Here is a 19,958-nt window from a genome sequence, read left to right on the forward strand (position 1 = left end):
TCGGTATCCAGATCGTTTAATAAATTCAATGCCTTTTTCATCATAGCCTGTTTTTTAATTAGGGTTGTAAAACTGATAGCTATACAAGAGTTAATTTTCTGATGCCAGTAAAAACCTGTAATTCAAGTTCATGGTGCTACGGGTTTCCAGTTTAGATCGGGTAAGTTCCAGCACAGGTAGCCACTCCTGTGGTTTTAGCTCGCTTTGCTGTGCAGGCGTTATGATAATATCTACCGTTTTTATAAAGCCTTCTTTAGGGTTTGATGAGTTCATTAAGCCCTTGCTTATTTTTACATCTGATATGTTGCTGCCTAATTCCCAAAAACAAAAGTTTACAATATCTGCCTGGGTAACTATCCTGTCGCCGGTAGTAAGGCCGTACTTATAGGCCCTTACACGATTGGTAGCGTTTAGTCTTGATCTGCCTCCTTGTGTGGTGCTGAGTAAAAACAAGCTTTCGGCTATTATTTTTGTACTTTCAAAAGCTTGCAGGCGGCTGCCCGCGCGTATGTTATTGCCCAGTTCGGCATTACTTGTCCAAAATTCCAGAAACATGATATCGGCATTATTAAGTGGTTTTAGAATGATGTAGTTAAACAACTCTTTAATGCTGCTTAACCGCCCCATTGTTTTTTGCGATATCATGGAAATATTTTGCTCCAGTTCTTTTAATGATGTTTCTAAAAAATCGGTACCATAAGCGGCAAAGGCTGCTTTTTCATCGCGGAGCAATTCAAAAAGGTAATCCAAGATTTCTTTAGCATTTCGGTTATCAAAACGCTCGGAGCCACCGTAACGAACAGAGAAAAGGCCCGAACTACGTTCCTGATCATACCCTTGTGGAATTTCGGTATAATGGTTGCCTAAGTTATCCCTCAACGATTCCACATTCAGAAACTGATCATAAGCTGAAAGTTTAAGCGGGATAATATCATTCATCATTTTTAAACGATGTTTGAGATCATGCAGCTTTTTGTTTACCACCGGAAACGCGTTGATAGCAACCGACAGCTCATTTAATATAGTTTGGTTAACCGTAACCGGAACAATTACCTTGATCCAAAGGATTGGGCGGTTAAGTCCTGAAAGATTGGTTGCCTGAAATATCTGCTCAAATTGTTTAGGGTATAATTCAAGTACAGGTGCCTGTTGTGCGCGGGTGTCTGTTATGGTTAAAAACCTGTTACGGTAAAAGGCCTGTACATCACGACTAATGAGATTAAGTATATTATGATCATCAAAGGGCGAACGGGAATGCTGTGTAGGCTCCTGATAAAATTTATCATGCGATACTTTCACCCGCTCCTCATTCACAAACCACTCAGAAAAGCTAAGCAGATCATAGGTTTGTTTTTCAACCTTATAATTGCGCCAGTCAAAGTAAAAACTGAATCCATCCAACGAGACTAATTCATTGGGTACGTTAATACCTATAAAAACAGCGTTTTTTTCAAGAGTACGTCCGGGTATACTTTGGCCAAGTAATGTTTTGTTTTGCTGCCCGTCTACCTGAAACAGGCTGCTGCCAGTAGCCAGGTAAGCTACCTCGGCATTAAATATTTTAACCGGTTTTAGCGGACTAAAAAAAATATCAAGGGTGGTTTCCTTATTATTTTCATCTTTATCAGCCAGGCGTTTACCGTAAAAAAATTGTGTACTTTCATCAATAATCTCCACATCTTCAATCGGCTTTGCCTGTAGTATAGCGTGGGCCGGTATAGCTGAGATCAGGGTATCAGAAGCTAATATGCCTGATATTTTATCAACCATCCGGTTTTCAAGATTATTTACCTGGTTTGATATGTTGAAAAGCTCTGTGCTCAACACCTCTATCAACAGCTTTACCATAGGGTCAAAATCGGCGGTGTTTTTGATACCCCAGTAATCCCGCGCGTTTTTGAGTACTCGGTTCCTGATCTCGTCTTTTGATGAATAAAATAAATCGTTCATGTCAACTACTGATGTTTAAAAAATAAGGCCAAACCCGAATAAACAGGATTGATTAACTGCATAGCGGGCTTAAAAAAAGTGAGGTATTAAAAAAGTAGTTTTCGCCTGTGGTATTTATCTTTCCGCTAACAGAGATCTCCACCTTCTTTTTGATCTCAGTTACATTTTTGCCAAAAAAGAGTTTCTCTACCTCGCTCATCTTTATGTCTACCTCCACCTGGTACAAGCGGTATTCATAATCGGTAACCGACCGTAATAAAGACTGCCTGAATTTTTCTTCCCAGATACGCTCACTCACTACCAGTTCAAAATCCAGATCCCATATTTCGCAGCCAAAATTGTTGTTATGCCTGTGCTCGCCATATCTGGTAAAAATGATAAGCTCAATATTTTGCGATATCGACCTGCCCAGATCTGTTGTTTCCAGCTCTTTATTCGACAGAATGTTTTTTAATTTGAATGGTTTGTTATAAAGCATATCAGAATTTTACAGTTAAAACTTGTAAAACAGGGCCCGGCTTTATGGGCCCTGTTAGGTAATACAGGCTAATTTTATTTAGGCCAATCGTTTTCGTGATCAGCGCTGCCTATTTTTATCTGGCGGGCCGATATCTGGAAACTAATTGTCATCGGGCTATCGCTATAGGCGTTCATACCTTCAGAAAAACTAACGATGTAGGCATCAGTAAAGCTTATCTCCTTCATTTTGGCATCCTCATCCTGTTTTTTAATAGTTAAGCTACCGGTAACCGCTTTAAACTGGTTGTTTACCATCGCTTCAATAACTGAAGTATCCTGGTTTGATTCTACTTCCACATCTATTTTACCGCCGTATACGCCAGAGGTTGGCCTTCCTTTAGGATCTACATCGCGATACATTGAATAAGAGCACTGTAGTACATCGTACTGTTTACCTGAAAAGGTTAATGTTGCTTTAAAAGCCATGATTTTTTGATTAAGGGTATTAAATAATTATTTGATTTACACACATTAATAAATGGCTTGGTTACCGCACATTTATTAATTTCTTTAATATATTATGGTAGTTCTATTGCCTGTCTTGTTTACTATTGGGCCTGAGCGTATTCTGAACTCCAGGTGGTTTCTTCGTCCTCTCCTTTTTGTCCATCAAGCTTTACCACAAAGCTTTTTGCCGGAAAATAAGGGGTAATGTGAATATCCAGGTGAATCATATCTTTCTGGGTTTCATCACGTTCAAAACGCATGATCTTGAAATGCTCAATAAGGCGGTCGGGGCCCTGAATTTTATCCAGGAACTTAACGATCTGGCTGCGCAGGTCTTTTTCGGTTTTAGAGGTCCAGTTTTCAAAGGCGCGACGGTTCAAAAAGTCGAACAGTACTTTGGTGATGTAATCAAAAACACGTACTACCGAGTAAGTTTGTAAACCAATATTATCACCATTGAACAATGTTTTGGCCGAGAAAGCCATTACCTTGCCATACTCATTTACCATAGGCACCAGTCCAAGGCGTTCCAGGTGAGATATCTCGCTTTTTTTCAGATCAAATTTTACACCGTCAACATCATTCATAGAGCCGTGTTTTTTACCAGCCGTAACCTGCGACATGAGCGTGTGGTACATTTTACCTGCCAATGCTGCCGAGCCCGGAACGGTAAGGTCATCTTCCTCACCCACTTCCTGTACCTTGCCGCGACCTACCAGCCAGTTGCAGGTCATGATCACGTTTGAGCGATAAGCATCACCTCCGGTTAAATTAGCCTCGGTAAACAGATCTATCACGTCATCTGGCTGATCCAGGTCGGCAAAATCAGTAACCAGCATCGCCTTGTTTTTGTAAGCTATAGCGGCCCATTTTTCAACCACTTTGTTTGAGCCCATATAGCCCGGAATAACCAACAGCGAGTAGTTTTCGCGCAGATCGAGCCTGTCATATTTCTGGCTTAATTCGTCGCTTACATAATCAATAAAGCGCGGGTTGTCCAGATCCTTGATCTGATCGGGCGAAGCATTCAACAACACCACATTCTTTAATTTATCTGCTTCTGTATTCTGATAAAACAAGTTAACCGAGCGATAGGCTTGCTCCAATTCGCGGGTAGTTTTTAGCGCGGCGGCTATGTTTTTGGTAATATTATCTTCAGCTGCCTGAAGCTTTTCAGTACTACGTTCCACCATAGCAGCTACCGAACCTGAATTTTCAAGGATATCTATCCACAATTCAATCTTCTTTTTCAGTTCTTCACGTTCCTTACGTTTTTCGTCGCCTGTTAAAAATATCTGTTTGCGGGCCTTTCTTTCGGGGTTAAGGTTTTGCAGGCCATCTATAGTTGATTCCAGCAGATCAATACCGCCTACCCTGGCCAATTGATTTAAACTATCGGTAAGGGAAAGTTTTTCGCGCTTTTCGGCCGGTTTAAAACCTGCTGAAGCGGCTGTCTGTTCTTCTATTTTTTGTTCTTCGGGAGTTGCCATTTTATATTTTTTAATGAGTTAAGAAGATGTTAACCTGTTATTTATTTCCTTCCAGTTCGCTAACAAAATTTTTCAAAGCGCTGATAAACGCGTTTTTAGTTTCTTCGTTATCAAGGGTTGTTTTTAAGGTTTTATTTGATTTAAGCTGTTTGATAACGCTTAATGACATGTCCTTTTCAATGCTCACATTGTTCAGGTGCTGGCTTTGGCCAATGATGCTTTTTACAGAAAAATCGCCGAGGTTACCAAACTGCAGGGTTTCATTTAACAGAGAGCCGTCATACCTTTCAAACTCCACATTAACGTTAGGTTTGTAATGGTTAAAAACTTCCTGAACAGTTTTTAAACCTTCCACCTTTTCGGGCTTAATAGGATCGTTATCGGTTAATTTTTGAACAAACAGGGTTTTGTTGTGGGCAATATCCGCGAAAGCTTCTGATGTATCTATCTTTCTTTCATTGCCGCCTATTTCGTAGTTGAACATAGTATTGATATTTAGTTGTTTGATGTATTTATTTTAAATGATATTCCATTCCAGTTGCTGGCCGGCAGCATGCTTCCTGATATCGATAGCCTGGCCCTTTTTTAACTCACCCGAGATAATAAATTTGGAAATGGGCCTGCGCAGCTGATTACGGATAACTCCAGATAATTGCCTTGCACCGTATTTAGGATTGAACCCGCTTTGAGCCAGCATGCTGATGGCATCCTGATCAATGGTAAAACCGATACCCTGTTTATCCAGCGCCTCAACAAGGCTTTTAAGCTGAATTTCAAATATGCGGGTCACGTTTTGCTCTGTGATCGGTGCAAACGGAACAATCTCCGAAAGGCGGGCCAAAAATTCGGGCCTGAAATGACCAGCCATGATTTCTGTCAACTGCTGCGATGTAGGTATCTCGCCTTTGCCAACCTGAGCGGCTATATGCTCGCTACCTATGTTGGAGGTGAATAGGATGAGCGAGTTTGAAAAATCACCCTCCTTACCCAACCTGTCATGCATGTGGCCTTCATCCAGTATCTGTAAAAAGGTGTCAAATACTGATGGATGCGCTTTTTCTATCTCATCAAAAAGCAATACGGTGTAGGGCTGCTGCCTGATCTTATTGACCAGCAAACCACCTTCCTGATAACCTACATAGCCCGGAGGCGCGCCGTATAATAAAGCTGCGGAATGCTCTTCTTTGAACTCCGACATATCAAAACGAATCATCGCTTTTTCGTCGTTAAATAAAAACTCGGCTATGGATTTGGCCAGTTCTGTCTTCCCAGTTCCTGTAGGCCCCAGTAAAAAGAACGACCCAATTGGCTGGCCTTTTTTATTAAGCCCGCTCCTCGATTCGAGTATAGCATCGGCTACCGCCTTTAATGCATGATCCTGACCTACCACCCGCTTTTTCAGAAACTGCTCCATATTCAGCAATTTCTCTTTTTCCTGCGCCTGTATCTTCCCCAATGGGATGCCTGTTTTGTAGGAAACGATAGCCGCAATATCCTGCCTGCTTACCTCATCTGTTTTTTGTGCCGCGAGAATATGCAGGGCATCCAACGTTTTTGACAGGTATTGTTGATATTCCTCAATAGTCTCAAAAGCGCTTACTTGTGTTTCGTCCTGCAGTTGGCCTAACAGCACAGGACTTACCTTATCCTGCAGCTGATTGTACAACCATTTATAATCCTCAACGGTAGTTTCCGTTTCAGATAATTGTAACTCATTAAACTTTTCGCTAAGCTCCTTCAATACTTTTTCTGAAGTATCATTCATGAGCTTAATGGCAGCAAGGGTACGGTCAAGCAGGTCAAAAGCCGAATCAGGTAGCCTGCGATCTTTCATATACCTTTTAGCCAGGCGTACACATTCGGGAATAGCATCGGCCTGAATTTTTAGCTGATGATGTGCCTCATATTTGTCGCCCACCTTTTCCAGCATTTTTGTGGCGAAGGTTTCATTGGGCTCATTTATCTGCAGCACCTCAAATCTGCGGCTAAAGGCCTGCTCGGGCTCTATCAGTTTACGGTACTCATCAATGGTTGTAGCACCAATAACGGTTATTTCGCCGCGGGCAAGTTCAGGCTTAAGCAGATTGCCAACACCGCCGCCGACAGGGCCCTTGCTATCAATGAGGGTATGTATCTCATCAATAAAAAGTACTGCCTTATCAAACTGCTTGATCTCTTTTAAAATATTTTTCAGGCGATCCTCGATCTCACCTTTGTATGATGCACCGGCTATAAGGGCTCCTAAATCCAGCTCAAACAACTGTGTGTTTTTGAGCAGTTCGGGTACGTTTCCAGCTATAATATCCTGTGCAAAACCATCAACCAGGGCAGTTTTACCAACACCTGCATCGCCGGTAATAATTACGTTTGGCTTGGTTCTGCGGCCAAGTATCTCCATCACCATGCGGCCTTCCTTATCACGACCAATAATAGGGTCGGTTTTACCTTCACGTGCCAGGGCAATCCTATCTATACAATATTTATAAAGGGCAGTAGGCGCGGTTGTATTTTTTGCGTTGGCAATGATTTCGCCGGGTGCAACTACCTGTTTTATCTCCTCATCTCGGATGTAAAGGTCAAGCAATTCCCGCTCCTTTATCGGGAACGATTTTAGCTGATTAGCACTAAAACCTACAGTAGGCTTGCACAGGGCGGTAAGTATACATACCGGGGTAACCAAATCGAGCCCTAATTTAATGCGCACATGATCAGCCTCTTCAAAAACACGTGCTATCTCGGCGCTTCCTTTCACCTCATCCTGCGTGTTGGTATTTTTATCCAGCTCATCAATGCGTACTTCGGCCCATTCGGCAATGTATTCATCATCTTTATCTATCGAAGCTAAAAAGCCTCTCAAACCCACATCCTTATGCATGAGGCCCTTTAGCAGGTGAGCCGCTGTAAACTCAGCATTGTGGTATTCCTTAGCCAGTGATTGTGCAACCCTGATGGCTAATTTTACTGATTCACTTGTGTTTGCTATATTCATAACCGTAGTATCTTATTTTTCGGGGTTAGCGGTAAAATTGTCGCGGGTGATATAGTAGTAGGTTTTACCGTTTGATATAAACTGCTGCCCCACCTGTGTACCCAACTTTATGTTATCAGCCGAGTTGATCAGAAACTTGATGTATCTTTCAAAATCTGCGCGCGGCATGTGGCTGTCGCTTTTCAGGTCTCTCACGGTAAACTGGTCAAACAACTTATTTTGAATAGGCAAACCGGTAACCGTTTTGAAATATTGGGCCAGCGTCATGGAGCGAACGGTTCCGTTAGAGAGGTCAAGATCTAACAGGTTGCGTGGTATGCTCAGATAATTTTTAACCAGTTGTTTCCTGAATGATGATTTATCCGCTTCCAGGTTTTGACCAACCATTAATGCGATAATGTCGTTCAGCTGCTTAAACTCCGCATTGTTCAGCACCAGGGTATATTGCAGCAAGTCGCTATTTTTAGCTACTACGTCGGCCGGTACAATGGATGTCATGTAATACTTAAAGGCATTGTGCGGCATTTTATCGGCCACATCCTCACCCACAAGCTGCGGAAGTTGAGCTTTTACAGCTTCGGCAAGGTTAGCATTGGCTATTCCTCTTAACCGGAAGGCACTATCCAACGAAGTGATCTGATCGTGAATGTCTGTTTCAGTTTCTTTCAGAAAACGACGTGTAGCTGTGGTGATATATTTTTTAGAATTTACCTCGCCCTTAGTAGGGAAAACCACACCACCTTGTATTAAACTGTTATTAGGATAATCCAGATAGAATGAAACAGAATCCTGGTGACTTACATTGTATGTTTGTTTGTCGTTAAGCCCTTCGCCATTGATCAGAAAACCTTTTTTCCTTTCAGCAGCATATACCGCTGATTCAGACACCAGTTTTTTGGCATTCAATACAAAGTTATTGTACCACTCGTTGTACTCGCTGTACATTTGTATAGTAAGCAGGCGGGCATTTTCACGGCCAAAACGTTCGCTCAATTGTTTAAAGTGTTCGGTTGAATCGCCTACGCTGCCTACAAGTATAACCAGGTTGGTTTCACTTTCATGTGTTTTAAACATATCAAGTGCGGTTCTTACACCTTCATACAGTGGTTCGGCAGTTACGTTGCTGTTGCATTGTTTTGTTTTCTCGGCCTGGGTGCCTAAAAAGCTCATCAGCTTGCGGTAATCAGGGTATATGGCATCGGTGCGCTCAATACCGCGGGCCGAACAATTGTTATCGTCTCGGTAAACCACTGCTCCGTAGCTTAAGCGGTTCTTTTTATCAAACTCGTTAAATACATTTTCAAGCGACTGTACCGTGTTGGTTAGCCCCGGAAAATACTTTTTCATAGAGCTGCTGGCATCAATCACAAAAACTACGTTGATGTTATGGATGTTCTTCCTCAAATTCAGGTAATCCGGGTATTTAAGCAGCGAACCATCAATAGTGATCAGCGTATTTTGCGATTTGTTATATACATCGGTAGCCTTGCCTAAAACATAACCGGCAGAGGTATTGCTGATAACCGGTGAGCTCTTTAATATCATATCATTCTGCCCCAGCAAAGGGTCGGCATGTTCCTGGTTCAGGATCATTGAAGCTGAATCTGTTTGCGCATCAGAACCAATTACCGCAGGTGAAATATATAAGCGCTGTCCCCAGTTATGTACAGCATCGGCGGCTATCCAACCGTAAATTACCTTACGGGCGCTATCAGCAACCAATTGATCTTCGTTACCTATGAGGTATTTGCGGCCATCTTCAGATCTTTTAAAAATATAGTTGATCTGGTGCAGCCTTACCTTAGCAATAACCTTTTTTAACTCCGGCGAACTGTACACAAAGGCCGAGTCGGTACGGTCATAATAAAACTGAGATGAGGTTAAAGGCAGTTTACCATTAATAATAGCGATTGACTTTTCCGGGTAACCTGTTTTTTGATCGGTGTATGATCTATTCCACATCAGCAGTTTCCAGCGGGAGATCCAGCCGTAGCTTGTGGCGTTTTTTTTATCATTTATTTTACGGCCTGTAAGCAAGCCTGCATTGTATTTTATCAATTTTAAAAAGCCGTTTTTTTCTTCAGATACATAAAAGGGCTCCATAAAACCCAGTTTCTTCATAAAAAGACTTCCGCCAGGGGTTGTAGTGGTGAAGTTATCGTCGCGGTCTGAGTAAACTATCCAAGGGGTATTGGTTTTGGCTCCATTACCATTTAAATCAGTAGCGGCATTGGGACGGCCAAATGCTTTAGGCATTGGTTGCACTTTCCTCTGAAAGGGTAAAGTCAGCTGTGCCATTACAAAAACCGTATGAATGAGCAGAACTAAAAGCAAGAATATTTTTTTCATAGGGGTTATTTTTTTACTGTTTTGGCAGAGTGTTGTTTAATGTTAAGTAATGTGGCGCAGGATGAATTGGCACTGATGGTTAGCTGTGCCTGGTCAACGGAGATCTCTCCGCCGAAGGTGAGCGCCATACAATACGAGTAAAAGTCGGTTGATCTTTTAGTGCTGTCCTGATCGATGGCGACGGTAACTTTTTCGTTGTTACACAAGTATCTGCTTGTTAAATAATAGTAGTTAGAGTTAAAGTCGGCACCATTGGCAATGGCTTGTAAGCGTGCCCTGATATCGTCAATTATTTTACGTTCACCTTCGCCGGGCACCACCAATACGGTATCCAGACTTGGATCGGTAATGTACATGATATGGGTTACCGGGCGACTTTTATCGCTCCTGAGCTGTACCAGGAATTTACCCGGTGTATGAAAAGTGTATAGCGCGGTTTTACCTTTTACATCTACACGGCCGGTTTCGCCAAATGACCATTCAAACTGGGTGCCTTTACCAACGGCTTCTAATCGTACTTCTTCATTCACTATTCCGGAGGTTGGGCCGTTAATGGTTAAAGCGGTATCGGCCTTGGTTGTAACAGTATCTTTTATTGTTACCGGAAACTGAACCCTCATAGCACCATCAATAGTAAGCCTGATGATATATGAACCCGATTTTTGGTAGTGATAAGTACCGTTTTGAGCCGTTGACTTGGCGCCATCGCCAAACTCCCACAGCCATTTTTTGGCAGCTTTAGTGTTATCGCTAAAAACCAGGTCTTCGTTAGCGTATAATTCGTTTTTTAAGATGCTTGCGTCGGCTGTACGCTTATCAAATAATGAACTCTTGAACAGGAATATGATTGCTGTAAGTACCAGGATGGCAATAAAAATGTACAGGAAGAAGTACCCCATAGCGTTACTGCTTACTGATTTTTCGTTGTTGTTTATTGTGGTGGACATATTAGGATTTTTGTATTTTTCTATTTTAAGGTTAGCGACCTGCCCGGTTGCCAATACTTTCTTTAAGCTGGCGGGTAGACAGCTTACAGTCGTCTAATGATTTTTTTAAATTTTCAATATCATTGTTGTTGCCTTTGAGCTCGCGCCGGTTAAAAAAAAGCGAGTTATAGAGCAGGGAAAGCTGCAGAAAGGTTTTATACCTGGGGTCGAAGGCTTTTCTGTCGTAATTTGATTTTATAGAGCCTAAAGAGTATTTGATATCATTTTCAAGAAAAGCAGCTTTAACAGCCGGATCAAAATTCATGATCTGTTTATAAGCAGTATCTACGGTAGCACGCTGAATTTTAACAGTGTTTTCAAATTCGGCATCCTGAGCCAGCTTCTCTGTCAAATCTTGTTTTGAAAAAGTTCTGTCGGTTCCAAAATCATGAAAAAGGCCAAAACCTATCAGGCTTACCGTAAATAGAAATATGGCTATCAGCAATAAAAATTGATCTCGACGTTCTTTTATACTCAGTTTTATCATTGCAAAAAAGGATATGTTTTCCTGATTGATTTATGATTCAAAACTGGGGATAAAATCGCCGCACACATATCCCTAATAGTGGGGGTACGACTAACGTTTTTGGGGAAATGGGGGGATAACAGGAAAGGTTAAAAAGGGGGTATTTGATTATTTACGAACCATGCAACTAACTGGAAAAAAGCACAATAAAAATCAATTGAGACAACGTGAAGATTTATGACAAATAAACTATATAACCGGTATGGGTTATGCGGAGGTAGTAATAAAGGCAGGAGATAACACCAGGCTGGCGCCTCCCTCATCATGGGGTATATGATGCCTTTACCGGGAGGTTTTATTAAAAATGAGTAAAGATCAGTTGATCGCATTGCTTTGTTACACACAGCGATCAGGCAGATGGAATTTAAAACACTTGCAGCGGTTTAAACTATATTTTGGTTAATGGCTTTTGCAACAACTTCGGTCAGGGAAGCCACATGCAGTTTTTCATATATTTTTTTGATGTGGCTGCGCACGGTTTCATAGCTGATGTTAAGCTCGTAGCCTATCATTTTATAGCTCAGGCCATTTACAATGGCAGTAAGTACTTCTTTTTCGCGTGCAGTAAGGTTATACTCCTCGTTTGCAGGTTGCTTTTTATTTTGATACCCTTGCTGCAAAATGTTCAACACCCTGCGGGCAATAGAGGGGCTCATGGGCGAACCGCCTGTTTGCAGTTCTTTAATGGCGTCTGTCAGGGAACTGTTCAACTGATTTTTCAAGATATATCCCGAAGCACCTGCGCAAATAGAATCGAACACACGTTCATCATCTTCAAACACGGTTTGTATCAATATCTGGATGTGCGGAAACTCTTTGGTTAAAAGTTTTACAGCTTCAATACCGTTAACTCCAGGCATTTCAATATCCATTAAAACTACATCGGGCCTGGAGGTTAGTACATTTTCAACACAATGCTGCGCGTCACTAAAGGTACCTACTACCTCAAACGCCGGATCGGTATTTAATAACAGGATAATACTGTTACGGATGTTTTTGTTATCATCAAATATGGCTATTCGGATACTCATTCTTTTTGAATTTTATTTTATGATTAATTAGGGTAATTATAAAATTTATTATCACGTGCATAAAACTACAGGATACTGAATACTAAACTGATCTTGGTTCCTTTATTAACCTCACTTTTTATTTTCAATTTGGCACCAAGTTCTTCGGCTCGTGATTTGATGTTAGTTAAGCCATTCCCTCCCCGCGAAGTAGATAGTTCGATATGCTTAATGTTGGTATCAAACCCAACACCATCGTCCTGTATCAGCAACTCAAGGTAGTAATTATTTAGCCTTATATCAACTGTTAAATTTTTGCAGCCTGAGTGTTTAATAGCGTTGTTTATTGTCTCCTTAAGTATCAGGAAAAAGTTTTTCCGGGTGGCCATTTCAAGGGTAAGCTTTGAAACCTTGTTATCGTAATTAAAGGTAAACTGAATATTTTGCGCGACACACAACGGCTGTGCATATGATTGTATTTTTTGAACAATATTATTCATATGATCATTCTTTGGATTTATGGTCCAAACAATGTCAGACATCTCGGTGATGGTTTCATTTGCCGTTTCGCCAATGGTATGCAGCACTTCTTTCAGTTTCTCTTCTTTATGTTGCTGATGGTAAATTTTGGCCACTTTACTATAAATAGATATACTGCTTAACGTTGAGCCGATATGATCATGCAGATCCTGCGCTATACCGTTTCTGATTGATTGCCTTTTAAGAAATTCACTGATCCTGAGGCGATATAGAAGATAACAGATTGACGCTATTACTAAAATCAACAAGCAATAAAACCACCACTGTAACCAAAACGGGGGATTAATGATAATAGTGATGGAAATATATTTATCTACATAGCTGCCTTTCCAGTTAGATGCCCTTACTTTAAAAAGGTACTTTCCTCCTGCCAGGTTTGAATAACTGGCCACGTTCCGCCTGTCGGCATCTACCCAATCTTTATCAAAACCCTCCAGCATGTAGTCATAGTGAATATGGTTGCTGCTGTATTCAGGTGCAGAAAACTCCAATGAAAAATAATTCTGGGCATGATTCAACCTAATGGTTTTGTCTTGAAGCAGTTGACTATATGATGTATTGAATATTTTAAAATCGGTAAAATAAACATCGGGTTCATTTGCTATTTTACGGATACCCACCGGACTAAACGATATATAAAAATTCATACCGCCGGCATACAAATTGCCATAACTATCTTTATAAATATAGCCTTTAACGCCGCCGTTATTTTTAAGATTGGGGAGATCATAACAACTGTATACTTTAGTTAAGGGGTTATATTCATGCATGTGCCCGTTACATATCATCCAGATATTGCCGCGCAAATCTGCCTGCAAGCCTTCTGTTAAATTGCTTGAACCTTTGATGTGCATAAACTTTTGCACCGAGGTATTAAAATAATTAAGTCCGCCGCCATAGGTACTTATCCATAAGTTTCCTATTTTATCCTCTTCAATATCATAAACATCATTGCTGCTGATAGATGAATTATTATCCATATCATTGGTAAAATACCTGATAGGTTTAGTGCCCTGCTGCCAATCGCCCAGGCCAAAGCGATCAGTTGCCAGCCACAGGCCTCCTTTTTTGTCTTTATAAAACTTCTTGATCAGATTGTCCTGGATATTCAACTTCCTGATGATCTTTTTCACAGAATCAACCCGCGATATCCACTTTTGCTCGGCTAGGTCATAGTAAGTCATGTAATGCCCATATGGTGATACCACAAGTACAGGATGAGTATCAATGGTATCACGTACTATAGATACGATCCTTGAACTGATGAGTTTTTTCATGACCATATCTGAAGCCGTATTGGGCAAAAGAGCAACCTGGTTGGTTTGCGGATCATACTTAAACAAAGTGTAATCGGTACCTAAATAAAACGTTTTATCTTTATCAATAAAAAACTTGGTAGCCGCCAGTTTTTGACCATTAAAGGATATTTTCCGGTGCTCAAATCCGCTTTTCCCTTGCCGTTTTATATAAATACCCTCACTGGTAGCTATCCATAAATTGTATTGATCGTCACGATAAAAATCATAAATGGTAATATCTCTACCATCCTGCTCTTTAGGCAAAAAATATTGTTGAAAAGGCGAATAAACCGGATCATGTATACTTAACCCATTATCGGTACCTATCCATACAATGCCGCTTCTGTCTGTATATACGGCGTTAACATGATTATCAATTAACGACCCATCTTTACCATTATGCTGATAACTGGTAAATTTATGCGCGCCGCGGTCATAAACGGTTAATCCTGTGCTTTGGCTACCCATCCATATACTCTTTCGCTTATCTTCCGTAAATGATACTATTTCATCAGCAGGAACATCGGGCTCAGTTGCTGTTGGTTTGTAGGCTTTTTCTGTACCTGTAATTTGCTCATAAGTGTATAAGGTTTTGTCCCAGGCCCCAAACCACATGGTATTGTCGCTGCTTTTAAAGATAGAAGCTACAGAAGTATGCGGTAATTTTGAGTACAAATTATTGTAACGGTCATCAACCTTATATTGTAGTGTGCGGGTATTTATCTTCATTAAGCCGCCGCCAGCCCTGCCCACCCAAAGGGTGTCTTTCCCGGCTATAGCCAGAGATAAAATGCTCCTGGGCCCTTTTTTAACTGGAATATCAAACTTTTGGCTGTTTTTATTAAATCTCGCTACATAGTTGTTGCCTGTGGCCAGCCATAAGTTACCACCATCATCTTCAGCAATTTTATTAATGTTATTTTCAGGAATGCCGTTAGCCACGCGCGCACCATACTTATACTGCTTAAATTGCTTATTGGCAGGCAATTGATAATTATACCGCGTTAAGCCACCGTCAGCTGTAGCTATCCAGATGATACCGTTTTTATCTTCGTGTAAATCTGTAATAATATTACCAGATACACAGGTAGTATCATTGGGCTGATTTTTAAAGATAGTAAAAAAGCGGCCATCATAGCGGTTTAGCCCATCTTCGGTACCAAACCATAAAAAGCCACGCTTATCTTGCATAATGCAGTTAACCTTATCATGCGACAGTCCGTTTTCAGTTCCTATACTTCTGAAAAAAGGCGTTTCGCCCTGCGCTTTAACTATACTACTAAAGAAAATGAAGGTTATAAAAGAAAAACAGATACTTATTAAAATTAATTTATTCAGTGGAGCTTCGGCACGATGTTTCATTAACCAGGGGTTGTTAGTTTGTAACAGAGTTTTTACCCTATCACGTAATGTGCAAATATAAGGTTGCCTTCGTTTTCAATTATTAATACTTGCTTTTTATTACAATACCCTGAACTTTAAGCAACAATACAGGCGAAAATATTTCCGCCTGTATAAGATTGCTTAATTTTGAATTAAATTAGTTTGCAGGAGCTGCAGGGGTAGTTGTATTTTCAACCGGCCATGCACCAGGGCCAACACTTACACCTTTGTTACTGCCTTTTACACCATTGTCAGCACCAAAGAAATACAGCGGCCAGCCATTAAAGGTTAACTGAGGCTTACCAAATACCATGATTGAACCAAATTTTGATTTGTCTAAAATTGAAGGAACATTCATCACTTTAGAAACCTGGTTTATAGGCCAAACACTATCATTACTAAAATCAGATTTGGTGTAGGTATTGGTATTGGCTTTATCTTTTATAAAGCTATACAGAGTTCTGCCGTAATCATCAGTAATGTATTGTACAACTTCAGTACCTGGTTTGTATTGGCTGTTGTATGATACACCATCGGCACCTACCAATTGCTCATTAGCCAGCATTACGGTATAATCTGGTTTTGATACAAACCATGTTTTTCCAATACCATCGCCATTAGTATCGCCAGCCTTGTTATCACCTGAATAATAGTAAAGTGGCCATCCTTTGTAGGTAATTTGTTTGGTGTTATCAGCACGTGTTATTACACCAAAGTCGGATGTTTTAAGGCCCTGACCTATTGTTGCGTTAGCGTCAAAAAAAGCAGGCCATGTTACCGCGCAGTTACCATTACAATTTGATTTATCAGCGGCATCTACAGCAAAGCTGTATAAGGTGCGGCCTTCTTTATCTGTCAAAATGCTTCCAAATTTTGTATTGTTAACTAATTGTATAGATGCTTTCGGTGCAGAAGATTGCTGATTATTATTGTTATAGCTATTATTGTTATCTTTTGAGCAAGATGAAAGGCCGATAACCAATGCAAGGCCAAGAATAGCAGTTGATTTAAGGAAGTTAATTTTCATAGTCGATTTTTTTTAATTATTTTTTGTTTTAATGTTTATAAAAAATACGCGCTGGCCAGCTTGCTAATTTTTATGTTTTAAGACCGATTGCTGCTTGTTATTTGTTTTGTTTGTAGCAACCCGTTTCATAATTTTCACATTACAAATGTGCATCTCATCCAAATATTTTATTGACACCGATACAGGGGGAACTGACTCACCAGAATAAGTAAGTATATCACCACAATTGGGGATACGCTATGCCTTTTAGCTTAGTTTAGATATGTAAATTGCCCTTTTTAGGGTATGATGAAGGTGAAATATATAAGGAGAGATAATTTTTTGTAAACAAAAAAGCCCCGGGAGAATACATCTCCTGAGGCCTTTGATAAGGATAAATTAAAACAAAACCGGAATCGTTTTCTTAAACCTTTCCGGTTCGTATAACTAAAGGGATTATTGAATTGCTACTTTCTTAGAGGATGATTTGTTATACTGAAACAGCCATCCAAATTTAGGCTGCTGTACCGACAGGTATTTTAAACCCAATGGGAAGCATAAACCAAACAACGTATTAAATACGATATGCACCAAAGCGTTATCTATGTGCAGCACTTTTTGTAAAAATATCCTGAAACCTGCGGTAAACAGCACATGGGTTAAAAATATGATCATGGAGTTTTCGCCCAAAAAATTCATTACTGTTTTTGACTGGGTTTTCACAGCGTAAAATGATATCTGAATTACCAGCAGGGTACCTAATAGTTGAGTGTCTAAGCGGTTAAACCAAGCCCATCTTCCATATACAAAATATAAATATTCGGCTCCTATGAATAGTATAAAAGTTACCAGGATGCTTATTTTACTTTCCAGCAAGTATTTAAGGTAAGCCAGGTTTCGGGCCAGTAAGATCCCGAAATTAAAGTATATCAGGTTTTGGAATGTTTTATCAAAGGATCCTAAGTTAGGTTTCAGTATAAATATAATTAACCAAACCACGCATGATAACAGGAGCCCATATTTTCTGGAGATACGGTACAACCCTACATTAATTACATTAATAAAAAATAAAGCGAACAGGAACCAATAAACGGAGCGTGGTATATAAAGGCAGGTATATAAGGCTGTAGCGGATAGGCCTGTGTTTGTTTGTCGCGAAAATATAACTTCAAATGCAGTTTGTATCAATGACCAAATTACAAATGGGTACAATATGGTTTGTAATTTATTAACCAGGAATTTTTTGGCCTGATGCTTATCTAAGCTCTTTTCAAAAAAGAAACCCGACAAAGCAAAAAACAACGACATGTGGAAGCTATAAATAAAAGTGAACAACGGGTTAATCACATTTAAATTTACCGGCAAGTGGGCTTCTCTGGCACCTATGATAGCGTGCCCTAATACTACCAAAATAATGCCCACACCTTTTGCATAATCAATCCAATCAACTCTTATATTTTCCGATCTCATGTCCTGTATTTTTTACGTTAAACTCTGACGCATAACTTAGGGCTATTTTATACCCGTTAATAGTTGGTTATAAATTTAAAAATGAAAGTTTTTATATGTTAATAAGTAACGGTTAGTTTCATCGCATAATCACAATAAGGAAATAGGTTAATTAATACTTGAATATTCTTTCCTTAAAAGAAGTGCAAGGGAGAGATAAAACTGTTAAATCACGGAGAAGAACTTTCAAAATGCGCACTTTATAACTGTGAAGCCAGGGCCGTTTTAAAATAAAAGAGGACATATATAAATATACGTCCTCTTGTTAAATTTTAAGGCACATAACTCTCACATCTGTACCTTAATTATGAAAAAATAAACTTCACACAACTTTATACGATAAACAATTGATAATGTTATACGAACATTAAAATAAATAATAAGATTTTATGCCTTCAGCTTACAATTGATTATGATAAACGAATGTAGTATTTATTTACAAAACAATAAAGATTTAATAATAATTGAATCAAAAATGTGGCAATTTGTATCAAAATGGGAAAATACAGGACATTACAAAAAAATATAGCAATTGTAATAGTAAAATAACGGGTATAAAACTGTACTTTTTTTTTACATTTAAACCATAAAAAAGGATCAATACGCTTTGGGCATATTGATCCTTTTAATTTTAAACTATCGGTCCCTTTTGTATCAGCCGTTACGGAACCAATATTTTACTTTCCCAAACTTGACCAGCAGTTCTTTTGGCTGTATTGTGAAATATTTGGTACTGCTCTCTGCTGTAAACATTCATTGTAATATTCTGATCTGTTTCAGGGGTGATCTTGATGTCTAAATTGTATTTTGATTGGTAGCGGAATACATAAGTTGCCATTGTTCCGTCTACATCGAAATCATTTACTTTATCAATGTCGCCAAAAGTAACATGACATTTCTTTTCACAGTCAACGGTTAATTTGCCGTATCCGTAAAAGCTAACATCATCCACTTCTGAAGCAGCCTTATTCTTTTTACATCCCGCTAAAGAGGATAAAGTAAGTATAGCAATTGCTATTAAAAAATAACGTTTGTGGGTTAATGAGCACCTAAGTAATCTGATTGGTCCTAAGTGCGCAGGTGTGAAGTAAGTTCTGTTCATAACGGTGTTTTTTTAATTTGTTAATATTTGATTTTGATTAAAACTTTGCATACTAATCCCAGATTAACAAATTGACGGCCGTTACTATTAAAAATAGATTTAGCAGGGCAATACAAATTTGTGTTACCAGGGTTTATAATCCAGAAAATGTAAGGTAGTGCTTAGTCTATTGCCACGTAATCGATTAAGTTAATTACACGGCAATTTTAGATGAATATAAAATGCCCGTGTGTTCAATCAGCGCATCTGAGTTTATAATGAGTTGAGCAGGCTGGTTAAGTATAAATAAACAATGATAATACCCTAAAGCCTGAGCCAAATTTTTAATTTTATTAAACAATACGCGTTCCTTATTTTCATGCAGCTTCATGTAAACTAATAGCGAAAGAAGACCTTTGCCAGAATTTTCATCCTTCTTATCCATAATAAAATGCTCAACTGAGGTCAGAAACCTTTCTGAAAATTGTTTTTGCATCGACTCACCTTCGCACAGTTCATATATCTTTTCGCATTTTTCTAATTGAATTTGAAGCTGATCCCGTAGTTGCACCAATTGCTGTACGGAAGTGCTAAAGTTTTTATGGGCTGCCAAAACCGACAAAAACTTAATAAGGTATTGCTTACCCGCATAAATATTCAGAAGCTCAGCTAAGAACAATCGTTTAACTTGACTAAATTCACTCGTTGAGTCAAAAGAGTTTGGAAGAGCTAAATTCGTGTTCGTTTTCATGCCAGGATGGGTTAGATTAGTTACATTTTAATAAGGTTTGTTTTTAAATAAAACAAAAGCATTAGTGCTTGTTCTATGTGATAAAGATGTGATTATTAGTGAAATAGTGGGAACCTGTACAAGC

15 protein-coding genes are annotated in these 19,958 nt (G+C 39.5%); all 15 read right to left on the reverse strand.

All coding sequences use genetic code 11. The annotated features are described in order from the left end of the window. Positions 1-90 precede the first annotated feature (90 nt). The gene (locus AAGC65_RS17480) at positions 91-1,950 is read right to left on the reverse strand and encodes a hypothetical protein (RefSeq protein ID WP_343113751.1); all 1,860 of its coding nucleotides are present in this window, start codon (positions 1,948-1,950) and stop codon (positions 91-93) included. Positions 1,951-2,002: 52 nt separating this feature from the next. Beyond that, on the reverse strand, positions 2,003-2,428 hold the full coding sequence (locus AAGC65_RS17485; protein ID WP_343113752.1) for a GPW/gp25 family protein: 426 nt from the start codon (positions 2,426-2,428) through the stop codon (positions 2,003-2,005). 74 nt (positions 2,429-2,502) lie between these two features. Next, positions 2,503-2,895, reverse strand: coding sequence for a type VI secretion system tube protein TssD (gene tssD / locus AAGC65_RS17490; RefSeq protein WP_343113753.1), 393 nt, complete (start codon positions 2,893-2,895; stop codon positions 2,503-2,505). A gap of 122 nt (positions 2,896-3,017) precedes the next feature. Beyond that, a complete protein-coding gene (locus AAGC65_RS17495; RefSeq protein ID WP_343113754.1) occupies positions 3,018-4,406 on the reverse strand; it encodes a DUF5458 family protein in 1,389 nt (462 codons plus the stop codon). A 37-nt stretch (positions 4,407-4,443) separates the two neighbouring features. Next, positions 4,444-4,890 carry a hypothetical protein gene (locus AAGC65_RS17500; protein ID WP_343113755.1) on the reverse strand — a complete coding sequence of 149 codons (447 nt, stop codon included), beginning with the start codon at positions 4,888-4,890 and terminating at the stop codon, positions 4,444-4,446. A gap of 33 nt (positions 4,891-4,923) precedes the next feature. After that, positions 4,924-7,395, reverse strand: a complete 2,472-nt coding sequence (locus AAGC65_RS17505; RefSeq protein ID WP_343113756.1) for an ATP-dependent Clp protease ATP-binding subunit — start codon at positions 7,393-7,395, stop codon at positions 4,924-4,926. A 12-nt stretch (positions 7,396-7,407) separates the two neighbouring features. Next, entirely contained in the window at positions 7,408-9,744 is a 2,337-nt protein-coding gene (gene tssR / locus AAGC65_RS17510; protein ID WP_343113757.1) for a type VI secretion system protein TssR domain-containing protein, read from the reverse strand. A gap of 5 nt (positions 9,745-9,749) precedes the next feature. After that, the gene (locus AAGC65_RS17515; RefSeq protein ID WP_343113758.1) at positions 9,750-10,691 is read right to left on the reverse strand and encodes a PKD domain-containing protein; all 942 of its coding nucleotides are present in this window, start codon (positions 10,689-10,691) and stop codon (positions 9,750-9,752) included. A gap of 31 nt (positions 10,692-10,722) precedes the next feature. Continuing rightward, entirely contained in the window at positions 10,723-11,217 is a 495-nt protein-coding gene (locus AAGC65_RS17520) for a type VI secretion system transmembrane protein TssO (protein ID WP_343113759.1), read from the reverse strand. A 422-nt stretch (positions 11,218-11,639) separates the two neighbouring features. Further along, positions 11,640-12,287 (reverse strand): response regulator transcription factor, encoded by a 648-nt coding sequence (locus AAGC65_RS17525; protein WP_343113760.1) that lies wholly within the window; start codon positions 12,285-12,287, stop codon positions 11,640-11,642. A gap of 65 nt (positions 12,288-12,352) precedes the next feature. After that, the gene (locus tag AAGC65_RS17530; protein WP_343113761.1) at positions 12,353-15,466 is read right to left on the reverse strand and encodes a two-component regulator propeller domain-containing protein; all 3,114 of its coding nucleotides are present in this window, start codon (positions 15,464-15,466) and stop codon (positions 12,353-12,355) included. Positions 15,467-15,644: 178 nt separating this feature from the next. Then, complete coding sequence (locus AAGC65_RS17535) at positions 15,645-16,514, reverse strand: hypothetical protein (RefSeq protein WP_343113762.1); 870 nt, start codon at positions 16,512-16,514, stop codon at positions 15,645-15,647. A 435-nt stretch (positions 16,515-16,949) separates the two neighbouring features. Then, positions 16,950-17,963, reverse strand: a complete 1,014-nt coding sequence (locus AAGC65_RS17540; protein WP_343113763.1) for an acyltransferase — start codon at positions 17,961-17,963, stop codon at positions 16,950-16,952. Positions 17,964-18,663: 700 nt separating this feature from the next. Beyond that, positions 18,664-19,104, reverse strand: coding sequence for a hypothetical protein (locus AAGC65_RS17545; RefSeq protein ID WP_343113764.1), 441 nt, complete (start codon positions 19,102-19,104; stop codon positions 18,664-18,666). Between the two features lie 193 nt (positions 19,105-19,297). After that, positions 19,298-19,834, reverse strand: a complete 537-nt coding sequence (locus tag AAGC65_RS17550; RefSeq protein WP_343113765.1) for a hypothetical protein — start codon at positions 19,832-19,834, stop codon at positions 19,298-19,300. Between the last annotated feature and the right edge of the window lie 124 nt (positions 19,835-19,958).

The sequence above is a fragment of the Mucilaginibacter sp. genome (assembly GCF_039207105.1).
Taxonomy (GTDB): Bacteria; Bacteroidota; Bacteroidia; order Sphingobacteriales; family Sphingobacteriaceae; genus Mucilaginibacter.

Coding starts and splice junctions, on each gene's coding strand:
- AAGC65_RS17505 (WP_343113756.1), bottom strand. CDS start 7,395: ATGAATATAGCAAACACAAGTGAATCAGTAAAATTAGCCATCAGGGTT.
- AAGC65_RS17535 (WP_343113762.1), bottom strand. CDS start 16,514: ATGAAAATTAACTTCCTTAAATCAACTGCTATTCTTGGCCTTGCATTG.
- AAGC65_RS17485 (WP_343113752.1), bottom strand. CDS start 2,428: ATGCTTTATAACAAACCATTCAAATTAAAAAACATTCTGTCGAATAAA.
- AAGC65_RS17515 (WP_343113758.1), bottom strand. CDS start 10,691: ATGTCCACCACAATAAACAACAACGAAAAATCAGTAAGCAGTAACGCT.
- tssR (WP_343113757.1), bottom strand. CDS start 9,744: ATGAAAAAAATATTCTTGCTTTTAGTTCTGCTCATTCATACGGTTTTT.
- AAGC65_RS17550 (WP_343113765.1), bottom strand. CDS start 19,834: ATGAAAACGAACACGAATTTAGCTCTTCCAAACTCTTTTGACTCAACG.
- AAGC65_RS17520 (WP_343113759.1), bottom strand. CDS start 11,217: ATGATAAAACTGAGTATAAAAGAACGTCGAGATCAATTTTTATTGCTG.
- AAGC65_RS17500 (WP_343113755.1), bottom strand. CDS start 4,890: ATGTTCAACTACGAAATAGGCGGCAATGAAAGAAAGATAGATACATCA.
- tssD (WP_343113753.1), bottom strand. CDS start 2,895: ATGGCTTTTAAAGCAACATTAACCTTTTCAGGTAAACAGTACGATGTA.
- AAGC65_RS17495 (WP_343113754.1), bottom strand. CDS start 4,406: ATGGCAACTCCCGAAGAACAAAAAATAGAAGAACAGACAGCCGCTTCA.
- AAGC65_RS17540 (WP_343113763.1), bottom strand. CDS start 17,963: ATGAGATCGGAAAATATAAGAGTTGATTGGATTGATTATGCAAAAGGT.
- AAGC65_RS17480 (WP_343113751.1), bottom strand. CDS start 1,950: ATGAACGATTTATTTTATTCATCAAAAGACGAGATCAGGAACCGAGTA.
- AAGC65_RS17525 (WP_343113760.1), bottom strand. CDS start 12,287: ATGAGTATCCGAATAGCCATATTTGATGATAACAAAAACATCCGTAAC.
- AAGC65_RS17545 (WP_343113764.1), bottom strand. CDS start 19,104: ATGAACAGAACTTACTTCACACCTGCGCACTTAGGACCAATCAGATTA.
- AAGC65_RS17530 (WP_343113761.1), bottom strand. CDS start 15,466: ATGAAACATCGTGCCGAAGCTCCACTGAATAAATTAATTTTAATAAGT.